Below are 16,725 nucleotides of genomic sequence, written 5' to 3' on the forward strand. Positions count from 1 at the left end.
GCTACATGTTCATGGGTGAGTTTCAGCACAACATTGATACGAAGGGAAGAATTATTGTCCCCGCCAAGTTCCGCGAAGGACTGGGCGATAACTTTGTTGTAACCCGTGGACTGGATAAATGTCTGTTTGCTTATCCAATGGATGAATGGAAAGCATTGGAGGAAAAATTGAAGAAACTCCCACTTACTAAAAAAGATGCACGGGCATTTACACGATTTTTCTTTTCAGGTGCAGTTGAATGTGAAGTGGATAAACAGGGAAGGATAAACATTCCGCAACCACTTAGAAGCTATGCTGCATTAAACAAGGAATGCGTTGTAATTGGTGTATCTAACCGAATTGAATTCTGGGCAAATGAAAACTGGGAAGATTATTTCAGTGACTCGGAAGAATCATTTAGTGAAATTGCCGAGAATCTTATGGACTTTGATATTTAAACATCGCGCCCGGAATTTGCTGGTTCAGGCATTACAAACGGAGCGTAACTGAAAAGAAAAAATGGAAGGTTTTCCGAAGCAGGTGTGCAAATGTTTGATCATTACAGTGTGCTTAAAGAAGAAACGCTAAAAGGTTTGGCAGTCAAGCCGAACGGTACATATGTAGATTGTACTGTCGGCGGTGGAGGTCACAGCGAACAAATTGCAAGACAACTGAACGAAAACGGGTTGCTGATAGCCTTTGATCAGGATGTTTATGCACTTGAAGCAGCGAAAGACAGACTGCAGCCGTACTCGGGACAAATCACATTTATCCATTCCAATTTCAGGAATTTGGATCCGGAGCTGGCTATGTGCAACATCGATCATATTGACGGTATTCTCTTCGACTTGGGTGTCTCGTCCCCACAGCTTGACCGGGGAGAAAGAGGGTTTAGTTATCAGCATGATGCAAAGCTGGACATGCGAATGAATAAAGAACAGCGTCTGGATGCACACGAAATTGTCAATACATGGTCATATCATGAACTGGTGAAGATTTTCTTTTCTTATGGTGAAGAAAAATTTTCCAAACAGATAGCAAGGAAAATCGAAGCACACCGGAAAACCGAACAAATTAATACAACACATGAGTTAGCGGAATTAATTAAAGAAGCAATTCCTGCACCTGCCCGAAGAAAAGGCGGGCATCCGGCAAAACGCATTTTCCAGGCGTTGCGGATAGCAGTAAACGACGAGCTTGCAGCGTTTAATGATGCATTACATCAGGCTGCAAGGAATGTTGGCATCAATGGACGAATAGCCGTTATAACGTTTCACTCGCTTGAGGACAGGATTTGTAAGCAAGCATTTAAAAAATGGAGTACGATGAAACCTGTTCCCAGGAACTTACCGGTTGTTCCCGAAGACCATCAGGCACCATTCAAGATGATAACAAAAAAACCAATTTTACCTGGCGAGCATGAACTGGAATCCAACCGCAGATCGCGATCGGCTAAATTACGGATTGTGGAAAAGGTCGGTTCATGGAATGAAGAATTTTCGTATAAGGAAGGGTGGAAAAAATAATGAGTGCAAATCAGGCGCGCAGTTGGGAACAAACATATGCACCACAGCCGCAGCAACAGGAAAAACAAAAAGCAGTAAAAGTTAAAAAACAAAGTTGGATTACAAAAGGTGAAAAAGTCTTGTATTCGTTGTTTGGTTTTTGTATAATTATCGCATCCGTCTATATGGTTTCATTTGCATCGTCAACCGAGCAGCTTAACAAAGAAGTGCAATCTCTTGAGAATACTGTTGATCATCAACAGGTTATCAACGAAGGACTTACATACGAGAAAGCTAAACTTAGTGAACCAGAGCGTATTATTAGAATTGCACACAAGCATGGATTGACGATTCAGGCATCTGAAGTGAAACAAGCTACTGCGTATAACAACTAAACCAGGTGATGAATATATGAGAAAAAATAAAACCACCCATTTCATGTCGGGTATTCTGATTCTGTTGTTTGCCGGAATATTTTTAGTGCTGGTCGGAAGATTTTTATACATTCAGGCAACAGCCGAAATCAACAATATCTCATTGGAGGAATGGGCGGACAAGAAACGGACAACATCTTACACCCTTGATTCAGAGCGAGGTAAAATATTTGGTAAGAATGGGATGACGTTGGCATACGATCGTCCAACATTTAGAATCCATGCAATTGTGGATGAAACGTATACGGAAAACCCTAAGGAGCCAATGCATGTAAAAAATCCGGAAAAAACTGCGGAAATGCTGGCTCCTTTATTGCATGTTAAAGAAAGTTATATTTTGGAGCGACTAGAAAAAGGGATTAATAACGACCGGTTTCAGGTTGAATTCGGCCGTGCCGGAAGCGAATTGTCACTGGATACGAAGAAAAAAATAGAAAAACTTGATATTCCGGGCATTGGGTTTGAAAAGGAATCGCTTCGTTACTATCCAAATGGAATGTTTGCTTCACGTATTATCGGTCTTGCTCATCGTGAGAATGGGAAGATAATAGGTGATTACGGAATTGAAAATCAGATGAATGATGTATTGAGCGGCAAGGATGGCTATATTTCATATAAACGGGATAAACAAGGCTGGAAACTGCTTGATGCGGATGAGGTTATCAAAAAGCCGGAAGATGGAAATAACGTTTATTTAACGATTGACCAGAAAATACAGACGCTTCTTGAAGACGTTATGTCACAAATGCAAAAGAAATATGAGCCGAAACGTATGTCTGCTATTGTAATGGATCCGCATACCGGTGAAGTTCTGGCAATGAGCAACCGACCAAGCTACAACCCGAATAAGATAAACCACGAAGTCAAAAACTGGTATAACGATGCAGTCTCAACACCGATTGAGCCCGGTTCAACGATGAAAATGTTCACATGGGCTTCAGCTATTGAGGAAGGGGTTTATAATGGGAACGAATTATATAAATCCGGAACCTATCAGGTCAGTGACCGTGTAACGCCTGTACATGATCATAATGGGGGCAAAGGATGGGGGCCTATCACATATGATGAAGGTTTTGCACGCTCATCTAACGTTGCTGCTGCCAAATTGGTCTGGGAGAAAATAGGGACCGAAAAATTCCTTGATTATTTAAAAGCATTTGACTTTGATGAAAAAACGGGTATTGATTTGCCGCGTGAGCAAAAAGGGGAGATTTTATATAACTGGCCAAGTGAAAAATTGACAACTTCATTTGGACAAGGCACTACAGTTACCCCAATTCAATTGATGAAGGCTGCGACAGCCATTGCCAATGACGGTAAAATGATGAAACCATACGTAATTTCTAAAGTGGTTGATCCTGATACACATAAGGTGGTTAGCAAGAAATCACCGGAAATTGTTGGTCAGCCGATATCTGAAGAAACCGCCGACCACGTTATGAACTTAATGGAATCGGTTGTTTCGAAAAAATATGGTACCGGTCAGGAATTTAAACTGAAAGATTTCACAGTTGCGGGAAAAACTGGTACATCACAGATTTCCAAAAACGGCAAATATTTGATTGGCCATGGAAATTATATTTATTCCTTTTTGGGCGCTGCTCCTAAAGATAATCCGCAATTAATGATGTATGTATCTGTGAAAAAGCCGGAACTTGAACCGTATGAACTTGGTTCCGAGCCGGTGGCATTTATCTTTAAAAATGTGATGGAACACAGCTTACATTACTTAAATATCAATCCGGATAAAGAAAACACAGAACCGGTGCATGCAGTGGAAATTCCACAGCTTGAGGGCGAGTCCGTGGTTGATAAGAAAGAAAGTCTTACAAAACAAGGACTGGATGTAACAGTTCTTGGAAGCGGAGAAACCATTAGGGCGGCCTCCTCGGAAAAAGGTGCGAAACTGCTTCCAGGCGACAGACTAATTCTGGTAACGGATAATCCAACCATGCCGGATATTACTGGATGGTCAGCCAGGGATGTTCTGCAGCTTGCAGATCTGTTGCATTTGAAAGTGGAAACCATGGGTCATGGATATGCAGTGAAACAAAGTATAAAAGAGGGTACCACCTTGAAAGAGGATGCATATTTGGGTGTGGAATTTAAACCGCCAAATGCTGAGGACAATCAGAAAAAAGAAAATAAAAAGAAACAGGAACGTAATTAACTGAATACCATTAACAAGAGAAACAGTGTTCTATTCGGATTTTCATACTCATATAGTGGATACAAGCCTGCCTATGAAAAGGGGATGGAGTATGAAACGCGTATCTGCTGTAACGGTACGAAAACGAATAGTTACTGTTTTTCTTGCTGGTATACTGCTTTTTACAATTATTGATGTCCGGCTGGGCTATGTTCAATTTATCATTGGTGATGAACTGATGAAAAAAGCGGATGAATCCTGGAGCAGGGATATTACATTTGAGCCTGAACGCGGGAAGATTTTGGACAGGAATGGTGAAGTGCTTGCTGAAAATGTATCCGCACCATCTGTTATTGTTGTTCCGAAACAAATTAAAAATCCGCAAAAAGCAGCCGGAAAAATCGCCAACATATTAGGTATTACAGAAAAAAAGGCATATGAGTACGTTACGAAAAATGCTGTCTATGCAAGGATCCATCCGGCGGGAAGGAAAATTTCCGAGGAACAGGAAAAGGCATTCAGAACACTTAATTTGGATGGTGTTTATTTGGCGGAAGATTCGAAGCGTCATTATCCGTATGGGGATTACTTATCCCATGTACTTGGTTTTGCCGGAATTGATAACCAGGGATTAATGGGGCTTGAACTCTACTATAATGATAAACTTAACGGGGACGAAGGCAGTCTATCATTCTATTCAGATGCCAAGGGGATGAAACTGGAACAGATTGCAGATGAATATAAACCGCCCGAAGATGGATTAAATTTGAAAACTACGATCAATTTAAAGGTTCAAACCATCATGGAGCGGGAACTGGATCAGGCGGTAGCCAAATTCAATCCGGATGGCGCACTTGCGATAGCAGTAGACCCTGATACGGGCGGAGTACTTGCTATGTCATCACGGCCTAATTTCAAACCGGAAAACTATCAACATGTTGATCCGAAAATATATAATCGGAATCTGCCAATTTGGAGCACATATGAGCCGGGCTCCACCTTTAAGATTATTACATTGGCAGCGGCGCTTGAAGAAGGCACGGTAGACTTGAAGCATGACAGCTACAATGACGATGGCGATATCAGTGTCAGCGGAACAAAGCTTCACTGTTGGAAAAGCGGTGGTCATGGTCATCAATCCTACCTGGAGGTTGTTCAAAACTCTTGTAACCCGGGATTCGTTAATTTAGGGATGAAACTCGGAGAAGAAAAACTGTTTTCTTATATCAGAGATTTTGGTTTCGGTCGTAAAACTGGTATAGATCTGAAAGGAGAGGGTAACGGAATCCTCTTTGATCCGGATAAAATAGGTCCGGTTGAATTAGCAACGACTTCGTTCGGACAAGGTGTTTCTGTAACGCCGATTCAACAGGTTATGGCTGTCGCTGCTGCGGTAAATGGCGGGAAATTATATGAGCCGTTTATCGCGAAAAAATGGATTGAACCGGAAACAGGAAATACGGTTAAGACGATTAAACCGGAACTAAAGGAAACTGTTATTTCTGCTTCCACCTCCAAGAAAATCAGGTATGCACTTGAAAGTGTTGTAGCTAAAGGAACGGGGCGTCCAGCATTTGTGGAAGGATACCGGGTTGGAGGGAAAACCGGTACTGCGCAAAAAGTCGGACCCGATGGACGGTATATGAAGAATAATTACATTGTTTCTTTTATCGGATTTGCGCCTGCTGATGACCCGGAAATTGTCGTATATGTTGCCATTGATAATCCAAAAAACACAGTAGCGTTCGGTGGGGTGGTATCAGCGCCTATCGTTGGTTCCATTATTGGTGACAGCTTGCGGGCAATGGGCGTGGCGCCGAGTAAAGATGGCATGAAGAAAAAACTCAAATGGACGGATCAGCCAAAAGTTGAAGTCCCTGATCTTGTTGGTCTTCAAAAAAGCGACCTCCGAAAATATTTGACGAATCTCTCCATTAAAGCGAGTGGAGATGGCAAGTATATAATTGATCAGGAACCATCGGCTGGAACGAAGGTGGAAAAAGGCGATAAAATCCGAATATATTTATCTGACAAAAAAAATCGTGATTCGGATTGATATTTGCTATAATAAACAGGTGTTGAAGTAAATTTTTAAAAAAGAGGGTGTTCCTGCCCTCTTAAAAATTGTTTAAAACCGAAATGAATATAAAGTGGAAAATATAAAATGATAGGATGTTTTACATGAAATTATCAGAATTACTTTCTGAGCTTGCTTTTTATGAAACAAATGCGCCTATTGAAGACGTGGAAATCAGAGATATAGAAATGGACTCACGCGAGGTGCAGGCAGGTGATCTGTTTATTTGTATCGATGGTTTCACAGTTGATGGCCATGATTTCGCAGAACAGGCTGTTCAAAACGGTGCAAGTGCAATTCTTGCGGAAAAAGAGCTTGCAGTATCTATTCCCGTTGTGAAGGTTGCCAGCACTTCAAGGGCAATGGCGATGATTGCTGGTAAGTTTTACGATTACCCGACTAAACATTTTCCGCTGATTGGCGTTACAGGAACAAACGGAAAAACAACCGTTACCTATTTACTGGAATCCATATTTAATCAGTTTAACCGGAAGACCGGATTGATTGGCACGATTCAGATGAAAATCGGTGAAGCTGTATATCCGGTAAAAAATACAACACCTGATGCATTATTTTTGCAGCGGACATTTAAACAAATGCGAGATGAACAGATTGATCAGGGAATTATGGAAGTATCTTCGCACGCATTGGATCTTGGCAGGGTGCATGGGTGTGATTTTGATGTAGCGGTGTTTACGAATATTTCACAGGATCACCTTGATTATCACCATAGTATGGAGGAATATTTGCATGCAAAAAGCCTGTTGTTCGCACAACTTGGCAACGGCTATGGTAATGGGAAGAAGAAATATGCAGTAATCAATCTCGATGATCCGCATTCAGATATACTCATCCGCAGTACCGCACAACAAGTGATTACATATGGCTGTGAGAAGGACGCACAGGTGATGGCTGAAGATATTAACTTGGAAGTGACCAAAACATCGTTCAAATTAGTGACTCCTGTTGGCTCTGTTCAGGTCAACAGTAAACTGGTTGGCAAGTTTAATATCTATAATATGCTTGCAGCAAGTGCTGCAGCTATAGCAGCGAATGTACCACTTTCGGCCATTAAAGATGCACTTGAACAAGTGAAAGGGGTTAGCGGCCGGTTCCAACCGGTCGAAGGAGATCATGACTTCGCGGTAATTGTTGATTATGCACATACGCCTGATTCTCTTGAAAATGTACTGGAAACGATTAAAGGATTTGCAAAGAAAAAGGTATATGTCGTTGTCGGCTGCGGGGGAGACAGGGATAAGACGAAACGTCCATTAATGGCGGATATAGCAATGAACTATGCAGATCATGTTGTGTTTACTTCTGATAATCCGCGTACCGAAAATCCTTCAGCAATACTGGATGATATGACGGAAGGACTTAAAGGGACACATTATGAAGTGATCGAAAGCCGGAAAGATGCAATCACCACAGCAGTGAAACAGGCTGATACGGATGATATTGTTCTGATTGCCGGAAAGGGACATGAAACATACCAGGAAATCGACGGTGTACGTCACGATTTTGATGACAGGGAAGAAGCGAAACAGGCAATCGATGCAAAGGAGAATTTGTGATGTTGTTTACCACCGAGTGGCTGTCGACGATTTTTAAGGACTGTCAGGGAGCTTTCAAGGAACCATTGCCGATAAAAGAGGTAGTTACCGACAGCCGAAAAAATACAAATAAAGCGTTATTTATTCCAATTAGCGGTGAAACATTCGATGGCCATGATTTTATTAATCAAGCCTTTAATAATGGAGCTGTGGGTACACTGTGGGAAAAGGGAAAAGAGCTGCCAGGGTTTTTGCCTACTGATTTCCCCATTTATTTTGTGGATAACACACTAGTTGCACTTCAACAGCTTGCTTCAGCATATCGTGATGTGGTGGATCCGACAGTAATTGGAATTACAGGATCGAATGGAAAAACAACAACAAAAGATCTGATGGCAGCTGTGTTGAAAAAATCATTCCGGACCCATAATACGGAAGGTAATTTGAATAATCATATTGGGGTCCCGTTAACGATTTTATCCATGCCGCGTGATACGCAGGTGCTTGTTGCAGAAATGGGAATGAACCATTTTGGTGAAATCGAAGTGCTTTCCAACATTATTAAACCGGATTATGCCATTATTACAAACATCGGTGAATCACATATTGAATACCTTGGTTCACGAGAGGGTATCGCAACAGCTAAGCTTGAGATTATCAAAGGAATGAATGAAGATGGCTGCCTCATTTTGGATGGTGATGAGCTGCTTCTTAAGCAGATGCACTCCCGGAACAATGTTATAACATGCGGATTTGATGCACACAATGATGTAATAATAAAACATGTGAACCTGGGGCAAAAACGAACACACTTCACACTTTCCAACGGGGAACAATATGCAATTCCGCTTATGGGGGGGCATCATGCGTTGAATGCAACATTTGCCATCACAATAGCTGGAAAAATGGGAGTTTCAGCAACCGATATGAATGATGCATTATCAACACTTGAGCATACTTCTATGCGTTTCGAATTATTACAGGGAACAAATGGTGTTTCGGTTATAAACGATGCATATAATGCTTCACCAACATCCACAAAGGCAGCTATTACTGTAGTTAAGCAAATGGATGGATTTGATCAAAAGGTCTTGGTTCTTGGGGATATACTGGAGTTGGGAGAGCAGTCTGAATTATTTCATCAATCCATAGCAAATGTGATTGACAATTCCATTACGGCAGTTTTTACTTTAGGAGAACAGGCAGAGCGTATTACACAGGAAACCAAGCAAAATAACCCATCAATTATCTGCAGGCATTATAAATCGAAAGAGGTACTGCTGGAGGCATTAGGGGAATATCTGAGGCAAGATACACTGATATTGTTTAAAGCCTCCCGTATGATGCAATTCGAGTGGTTTGTTGAAGAGATAGTTCACTCTAAGTAAAAATATGGACGGTTGCTGCAAGAGGAGGAGAAACAATGAACATATATATATTACTTATGACAATAGCGATAGCATTTTTAATAACCGTCCTTTTATCACCGATATTCATTCCTTTCCTGCGTCGCCTAAAGTTTGGACAGAGTATCAGGGAAGAAGGACCACAGTCACATTTGAAAAAAACAGGAACACCTACTATGGGTGGTACGATGATTGTAATCAGTGTTATTGCAACAGCTTTGATTATGGTTGGCAAATTCAGTGACAGCTCCATTGGCTATGAGCTTTGGCTGCTGATATTTGTTCTTGTCGGCTATGGGTTGCTCGGATTTTTGGATGATTTTATCAAGGTAGCCATGAAACGAAATCTGGGGTTGACTTCACGGCAAAAAATGGTTGGTCAGCTTATCATAGCACTTGTATTTTACTTTATTTTGCAATATAACGATTTTGGGACGTATGTGCAAATCCCTGGTACTTCCATTCAACTGGAACTTGGTTGGGGCTATGCACTGCTGATTATTTTTATGCTTGTTGGTGCATCTAATGCTGTCAATCTTACTGATGGACTTGATGGATTACTTGCAGGAACAGCTGCGATAGCATTTGGTGCATTTGCAATACTGGCATGGTATGGAACACCTCAGGCAGAAATCACAATTTTTGCTTTGGCTGTTGTAGGTGCCTTGCTCGGCTTTTTAGTGTTCAATGCCCACCCGGCCAAAGTGTTTATGGGAGACACCGGTTCACTCGCACTTGGGGGAGCAATCGCTGCAATAGCAATCTTGACGAAACTGGAAATTATTCTTATTATCATCGGTGGCGTATTTGTAATTGAAACACTTTCTGTCATCATTCAGGTAGTCTCGTTTAAGTTAACTGGTAAAAGGGTATTCAAAATGAGCCCGCTGCACCACCATTATGAATTGATGGGATGGTCTGAGTGGCGGGTAGTAACAACTTTTTGGCTCGTAGGATTAATCTTTGCAGCCTTAGGTATTTATATAGAGGTGTGGTTAACTTGAAGAAATTAACGAACTTCCCTTACGCACATGCCCTTGTATTGGGGCTGGCAAAAAGTGGAACTGCAGCAGCAAGACTGCTGTTACAAAATGGCATAAAGGTTCGGGTGAACGACAAACAAAGCAGTGGAAATGAAGAAGCAGTCAGCGAGCTTGAGTCAATGGGAGCAGAAGTAATAACCGGTTTCCATCCGCTTTCTGTATTGGATGATATTGATATTATTGTCAAAAACCCCGGAATTCCTTATGAGAACCCATTGCTTACAGAGGCAGCCAATCGTGGTATCCCTATTATTACTGAAATTGAAATCGCTGGTAATTTGGTGGAAAGTTCAATTATCGGTATAACCGGTTCGAATGGAAAAACAACAACAACCACGCTAATTACAGAAATGCTCAGGGAAAGCAATCAGCCGGTACAGGTTGCAGGAAATATTGGCTACGTTGCTTCCGAAGTCGCCCAGACACTTAAAGAGAGTGAAAAGATGGTTCTGGAGTTATCTTCGTTTCAGTTAATGGGTGTACAGACATTTAAACCGAAAATTGCTGTTCTTTTGAACATCTTTGAAGCACATTTGGATTATCATAAGACCTTTGAGAACTACAAAAAAGCGAAATGTAATATTTTCGCCAATCAATCAAAAGATGATAACCTTGTTTTCAATGCGGATGATCCCGTCGTCAGTGAAGCAGTATTACAAGCATCGTCCTATAAAATACCATTTTCGATGGAAAAGCAACTTAATGATGGTGCATGGATTGATGACAACAATATTTATTACGGGTCGGAAAAAATCATTAGCCGCAGTGAAATCGTGCTGGTTGGCAGTCATAACCTGCAGAATATTCTTGCTGCAGTTTGTGCTGCAAAATTAAGCGGAGCGACCACTAAAGGAATACGGGAAGTACTGACGACTTTTTCTGGTGTTAAACATCGCACACAGTATGTCGAAAATGTTGCCGGCCGATTATTTTACAATGATTCAAAGGCGACCAATATTCTGGCAACACAAAAGGCGCTGGCTTCTTTTCAACAACCGGTTATTTTACTGGCAGGCGGTCTTGACCGGGGAAATGAATTTGATGATTTATTACCATATTTGAACCATGTAAAAGGTATGATTCTGTTTGGTGAAACCACTGAAAAATTGGAGAAACTGGCAAATCAGGCCAATATCGATTTTATACAGCGCGCAGAAACAATGAATGAAGCAGTCACCTATGCATTTGACCATTCCGAAGAGGGGGATGTCATTTTAATGTCCCCTGCCTGTGCAAGTTGGGATCAATACCGCTCCTTTGAAGAAAGAGGAGACATGTTTATACAAGCTGTGCATACATTATAGTAGGGGCTTGTTTAATAGAATATTGAAAAGAATGCCCCTGTTCCGATGAAATTGGAAAAAGGGGTGTTTTTTTGATAAAAAGACTGTTCACATTCGAAAGGAAACCGGACTTTGCATTAATGCTCATTATCATTGCTCTGCTTACCATAGGAAGTGTCATGATTTACAGTGCTTCTTATGTCCAGGCGGAATATAATTTTGGGGATTCCTTCTTTTATTTAAAACGTCAATTGCTTTTTAGTGTGGTGGGAATTGCTGCGATGTTTTTCATTATGTCGATTCCTTATGGTACATGGAAAAAATACAGTAAAATATTATTGCTTGTTTGTTTTATCCTGCTTCTTGCCGTATTGATTCCGGGGGTTGGGATGGAACGGAATGGTGCGCAGAGTTGGATAGGGATCGGAGCATTCAGTATTCAGCCTTCCGAATTCATGAAACTTGGTCTGATCATCTATTTATCCGTTTTTCTGTCTGTTAACCAGAAGTACATTACCTCATTTAAAAACGGATTTCTGCCGTCTATAATTCTTGTATTCACGGCATTTGGCTTGATTATGCTGCAGCCCGACCTTGGAACAGGGGTTGTTTTAATATTGACCTGTATGATGATGATCTTTGTAGCCGGAGCAAAGCTATCCCATTTTTTTGGTATTGCGTCAATCGGGGTGGCGGGGTTTTTATACCTGATTATATCTGCCCCATATCGTATTAGCAGGATAACTGCATTTTTAAATCCATGGGAAGACCCCCTTGGTGATGGATTCCAAATTATCCAGTCCTTATATGCTCTGGGACCTGGGGGATTAATGGGGGTTGGACTTGGAAACAGTTTGCAAAAATACTTTTATCTGCCTGAGCCGCAGACAGATTTTATATTTGCCATTCTCGGTGAGGAATTGGGCTTTATTGGCGGTACCGCCTTAATTGTATTATTTGTACTTTTGTTTTGGCGCGGGGTCCGGATTGGAATAGAGGCACCAGATCCATTTGGCCGGTTTTTGGCACTTGGAATCGTTTCAATGATTACCATTCAGGTTATGATAAATGTCAGTGTTGTCATTGGTCTGATCCCTGTTACCGGCATAACACTGCCATTCTTAAGTTATGGGGGATCATCCCTGACATTAACAATGTGTTCAGTGGGCATATTATTGAATATCAGCAAGTATTCCAGAATATAACGAAGTGTCTTCCAAATTTGGTTAAAACTGCTGTCAATCTGGGTAAAGTTTACTACGTATTTGATTTGAATATATGATATAATTCATGTAACACTAGTGAAGTGGCATTGTATGGTGTCACTTTAATTTTTTGACAAAGGAAGACATGGATGGCAAAGAAAAAAATAGTATCGATTGAGGATCGAATCCCAAGATTAAAGCAGGAGCGGAAAAAGAAAGCGAACCGCAGATTAATATTCTATCTATCGGTCTTTTTTATCCTCATATCCATCATTGTCTATCTTCAGTCGCCGCTAAGCCATGTGAAGACAATCGAGGTAGATGGCAACAGTTATACCTCTGACAAACAAATCAAGGAACTGAGCGGTATATCCGATGATACAAATATATGGATGATCAATGAGGAAGATGTTGTCCGGACAGTAGGGAAGAATCCAATCGTTAAATCGGTCGATGTCAGTAAGGATTTCCCCTGGACAATTAAGATTCAAGTCTCTGAGTATGATTATGTCGGGTACATAAAAAAGAACGGAAATTATTTTCCGGTTCTTGGAAACGGCAGTATTTTAGCAGACTTAAAGAAAGAAACAGCTAATGGTGATGCACCAATCATGCTTGATTTTTCAAATGAAAAGTATTTGAAAAATATGGCAAATCAATTGAATAAATTGCCGGACAGTATATTGAAACTGATTTCGGAAATTCATTGGAAACCAACTGATGACAACCAAAATAAGATACTTTTGTACATGAATGATGGATATATTGTGGATGGAACAATCCGGGAATTTGCTGAAAAAATGAAATCTTATCCGTCCATCGTTTCCCAAATTCAACCAGGGAAAAAGGGTATCGTCCATTTAGGAGTGGGTGCCTATTTTGAAGCATTCAAAAAAACTGATGGACAATTTGATGAGAAACAGCAATCCGAAGAATCAACCGAATAAAGTTACAATTATTTCCAAATAGAATGAACTCTATGAAAATACCGCTGAAAACGGTAGATTTCTCGTGTTTGGAAAGTCATATATGAATACATGTTAACGAAACGTGTAGTGTGTAAAAATAATTTCACTATCAATGACATTCAAGCGTTTTTAAGATGCAATGTTTATTGGAAAACTATTTCGGGTATTTTTTTAAATTAGGTCATAAAATCATAAAATAATTAAAGGATTTTTATGATTTTTAGAGAATTACTTTATATAAGTTCCCTTTTTACGTATATTCCTTTAAAATAGTGGATTATAGCAATACATTAGTAGAAGAATAGAATATGAGAGTACATTCGGCGGATAGGTTTGCCGAATGCTTCTGAAACTGGAGGTGCCTTTCTTTTGAACAACAGTGAAGTACTAGTGAGTCTTGACGTAGGTACATCAAAAATCAAAGTAATAATAGGAGAAGTATTAGAAGATTCCCTGAATATTATTGGAGTGGGAACCGCAAAATCCAATGGCATGAAAAAAGGCGCGGTTGTCGATATTGATCAAACAGTTCATTCAATCAGGAATGCAGTTGAACAAGCTGAACGAATGGTTGGTATGCAAATTGACAGTGTTGTTGTTGGAATTAACGGCAATCATGTTCAACTTCAGCCATGCCATGGAGTAGTTGCTGTTCAAAGCGAGAACCGTGAAATCGGTGATGAAGATATTACGCGGGTCATTGATGGGGCGCAAGTTGTCTCCATACCACCTGAACGTGAAATTATTGATGTCATCCCGAAACAATTTATTGTTGATGGTCTGGATGAAATTACGGACCCGCGGGGAATGATAGGTGTCAGGCTAGAAATGGAAGGGACAATCATAACCTGTTCCAAAACCGTACTTCACAATATTTTAAAATGTGTGGAGCGGGCAAACCTGCAAATTTCCGATATTTGTCTTCAGCCACTGGCAGCGGGAAGCATTGCATTGTCCAAGGATGAGAAAAACCTTGGTGTAACACTCATCGATATCGGTGGTGGATGTACAACTGTTTCGGTATTTGAAAATGATCACCTTGCAGCAACCAGTGTAGTACCACTGGGCGGGGACAACATTACAAAGGATTTATCCATTGGACTCAGAACATCTACTGAAGAAGCGGAAGATCTAAAACTGAATTATGGACATGCCTTCTTCGACGATGCTCAGGAGGATGAAACTTTTGAGGTCTCTATTATAGGCAGCAACACAACACAGACGTATAACCAACTTCAGATTGCTGATATGATAGAAGCCAGGTTGGAAGAAATTTACGCGCATGCTGAACGGGAAATACGCCGGATGGGATACCAGCAGTTGCCGGGAGGATATGTTTTGACTGGCGGTACTGCTAAAATGCCCGGAGTGCTCGAACTTGCGCAGGATTGTTTTCAGATGAATATTCGCATCGCAATACCAGATTACATAGGTGTCAGAGAACCACAATTTACTGCAGGAGTGGGAATCTTGCAATTTGCTTATCGTAATGCGAAAATACAAGGAAAAGAGTTATTTCCATCTGTACTGGTAAATCAGCAGGAAACAAAGCCAAAGCGGACGAAAAAGAATTCAAATCCCGAGGAACCTAAGAATAAGGAGAAAAAGGAATCTGGATTAGCTAATATATTTAAGTATTTCTTTGATTAATATGAATGAATTTCCCGGATATCATTAGCTTCTGGAACTCTAGTAATTTTGCATATTAGGAGGAACGAACTATGTTAGAGTTTGATACAAATATGGATCAACTGGCAACAATAAAAGTAATTGGTGTTGGGGGCGGCGGAAGCAACGCCGTTAACCGCATGATTGAACATGGTGTGGAAGGTGTTGAATTTATTGCGGTTAATACAGATGCCCAAGCACTAAATCTGTCCAAGGCCGAGACCAAAATACAAGTCGGCGGTAAATTGACCCGTGGACTTGGAGCCGGTGCAAACCCGGAGGTCGGCAAAAAGGCAGCAGAAGAAAATAAAGAGCAATTGGAAGAGGCATTGCAAGGTGCCGATATGATTTTCGTAACAGCCGGAATGGGTGGCGGAACCGGTACAGGTGCTGCACCGGTTATTGCTTCTATTGCAAAAGAACTTGGCGCATTGACAGTCGGTGTTGTTACACGTCCGTTTACCTTTGAAGGCAAAAGAAGATCCACACAGGCTGGATCAGGTATTGAAGCATTAAAAAACAGTGTGGATACGCTTATTGTTATACCGAATGATCGTCTGCTGGAGATTGTTGATAAAAATACTCCTATGCTGGAGGCTTTCCGTGAAGCAGATAACGTACTTCGTCAAGGTGTTCAGGGTATTTCCGACTTGATTGCAAAACCGGGTCTGATTAATGTGGATTTTGCGGACGTGAAAACTATTATGTTCGATAAAGGGTCAGCATTAATGGGAATCGGTGTTGCAACTGGTGAAAACCGTGCCACAGAAGCTGCCAAAAAGGCGATTTCCTCACCATTGCTTGAAACAGATGTTGATGGTGCACACGGTATTCTAATGAATATTACCGGCGGCACGAACTTAAGCCTTTATGAAGTACAGGAGGCAGCAGATTTAGTAACATCCGCCGCTGATAACGAGGTCAACGTCATCTTTGGTTCAGTTATTAACGAAAATCTGAAGGATGAAATTATTGTTACCGTAATTGCAACTGGTTTCGATGAAAATAAACGGAACGAAAAGGTATCCAATCAGCGTCCGGGACTTAGTCAAAAGCAACAGGCTGCAGCAACTCGTCCAAATGATGAATTTACAAGGGAACGGGAACCAAGCCAGAACCAGCAGCCCCGTCAAAACCAGGAAGACGATACATTGGATATTCCAACCTTTCTGCGCAACCGTAACCGTAATCGTTAATGAACAACTTAATAATAAAGCGGTCAGATTGATTCTGGCTGCTTTTTTTAATGCCATTGCTCTATATCCCAGAAGTTTCTTAAAGTAATGTTTCACTTATACACTTGGATTAGAAGATCCAGGCGTTTTTTGGAAAAACCTTCCTTATTACTACCCGACAAAGTACTCAATAAATAGTTAAAATTAGTCCTATTATGCATACAAGAAGTGACAGACTTTGCTGATAGAGTCGTCTATACTCCTGTTAAGGTAGTTT

General features: G+C 40.9%; 13 protein-coding genes. All 13 read left to right on the forward strand.

Annotation, left to right across the window (positions count from 1 at the left end; genetic code table 11):
• The first annotated feature begins 5 nt into the window (after positions 1 to 5).
• The 13 genes from mraZ to ftsZ all read left to right on the forward strand — a co-directional run bounded on the left by mraZ (position 6) and on the right by ftsZ (position 16,469).
• On the forward strand, positions 6 to 437 hold the full coding sequence (mraZ, locus tag B1K71_RS08645) for a division/cell wall cluster transcriptional repressor MraZ (RefSeq protein WP_077325996.1): 432 nt from the start codon (positions 6 to 8) through the stop codon (positions 435 to 437).
• Between the two features lie 90 nt (positions 438 to 527).
• Positions 528 to 1,505 carry a 16S rRNA (cytosine(1402)-N(4))-methyltransferase RsmH gene (gene rsmH, locus B1K71_RS08650; RefSeq protein ID WP_077325998.1) on the forward strand — a complete coding sequence of 326 codons (978 nt, stop codon included), beginning with the start codon at positions 528 to 530 and terminating at the stop codon, positions 1,503 to 1,505.
• Complete coding sequence (ftsL, locus tag B1K71_RS08655) at positions 1,505 to 1,879, forward strand: cell division protein FtsL (RefSeq protein WP_077326000.1); 375 nt, start codon at positions 1,505 to 1,507, stop codon at positions 1,877 to 1,879. Before rsmH ends, ftsL begins: the two co-directional genes overlap by 1 nt.
• A 16-nt stretch (positions 1,880 to 1,895) precedes the next feature.
• Positions 1,896 to 4,088 (forward strand): penicillin-binding protein, encoded by a 2,193-nt coding sequence (locus B1K71_RS08660; protein ID WP_077326003.1) that lies wholly within the window; start codon positions 1,896 to 1,898, stop codon positions 4,086 to 4,088.
• Between the two features lie 91 nt (positions 4,089 to 4,179).
• Positions 4,180 to 6,123, forward strand: coding sequence for a stage V sporulation protein D (locus B1K71_RS08665; protein WP_077326005.1), 1,944 nt, complete (start codon positions 4,180 to 4,182; stop codon positions 6,121 to 6,123).
• A 125-nt stretch (positions 6,124 to 6,248) separates the two neighbouring features.
• A complete protein-coding gene (locus tag B1K71_RS08670) occupies positions 6,249 to 7,721 on the forward strand; it encodes a UDP-N-acetylmuramoyl-L-alanyl-D-glutamate--2,6-diaminopimelate ligase (protein WP_077326007.1) in 1,473 nt (490 codons plus the stop codon).
• On the forward strand, positions 7,721 to 9,088 hold the full coding sequence (locus B1K71_RS08675) for a UDP-N-acetylmuramoyl-tripeptide--D-alanyl-D-alanine ligase (RefSeq protein WP_077326009.1): 1,368 nt from the start codon (positions 7,721 to 7,723) through the stop codon (positions 9,086 to 9,088). The genes B1K71_RS08670 and B1K71_RS08675 overlap by 1 nt, the downstream gene beginning before the upstream one ends.
• A 35-nt stretch (positions 9,089 to 9,123) precedes the next feature.
• Positions 9,124 to 10,110: a phospho-N-acetylmuramoyl-pentapeptide-transferase gene (gene mraY / locus B1K71_RS08680; protein ID WP_077326011.1), complete on the forward strand. Its 987-nt coding sequence runs from the start codon at positions 9,124 to 9,126 to the stop codon at positions 10,108 to 10,110.
• Positions 10,107 to 11,453 carry a UDP-N-acetylmuramoyl-L-alanine--D-glutamate ligase gene (murD, locus tag B1K71_RS08685; RefSeq protein WP_077326013.1) on the forward strand — a complete coding sequence of 449 codons (1,347 nt, stop codon included), beginning with the start codon at positions 10,107 to 10,109 and terminating at the stop codon, positions 11,451 to 11,453. Before mraY ends, murD begins: the two co-directional genes overlap by 4 nt.
• 119 nt (positions 11,454 to 11,572) lie before the next feature.
• Positions 11,573 to 12,637 carry a stage V sporulation protein E gene (gene spoVE, locus B1K71_RS08690; RefSeq protein ID WP_077330139.1) on the forward strand — a complete coding sequence of 355 codons (1,065 nt, stop codon included), beginning with the start codon at positions 11,573 to 11,575 and terminating at the stop codon, positions 12,635 to 12,637.
• 149 nt (positions 12,638 to 12,786) lie between these two features.
• Positions 12,787 to 13,584 (forward strand): cell division protein FtsQ/DivIB, encoded by a 798-nt coding sequence (locus B1K71_RS08695; protein WP_077326015.1) that lies wholly within the window; start codon positions 12,787 to 12,789, stop codon positions 13,582 to 13,584.
• Between the two features lie 390 nt (positions 13,585 to 13,974).
• On the forward strand, positions 13,975 to 15,255 hold the full coding sequence (ftsA, locus tag B1K71_RS08700) for a cell division protein FtsA (protein ID WP_077326017.1): 1,281 nt from the start codon (positions 13,975 to 13,977) through the stop codon (positions 15,253 to 15,255).
• 71 nt (positions 15,256 to 15,326) lie between these two features.
• On the forward strand, positions 15,327 to 16,469 hold the full coding sequence (gene ftsZ / locus B1K71_RS08705; protein ID WP_077326019.1) for a cell division protein FtsZ: 1,143 nt from the start codon (positions 15,327 to 15,329) through the stop codon (positions 16,467 to 16,469).
• The last annotated feature ends 256 nt before the right edge of the window (positions 16,470 to 16,725 follow it).

Source organism: Virgibacillus siamensis (genome assembly GCF_900162695.1).
GTDB lineage: Bacteria > Bacillota > Bacilli > Bacillales > Amphibacillaceae > Lentibacillus > Lentibacillus siamensis_A.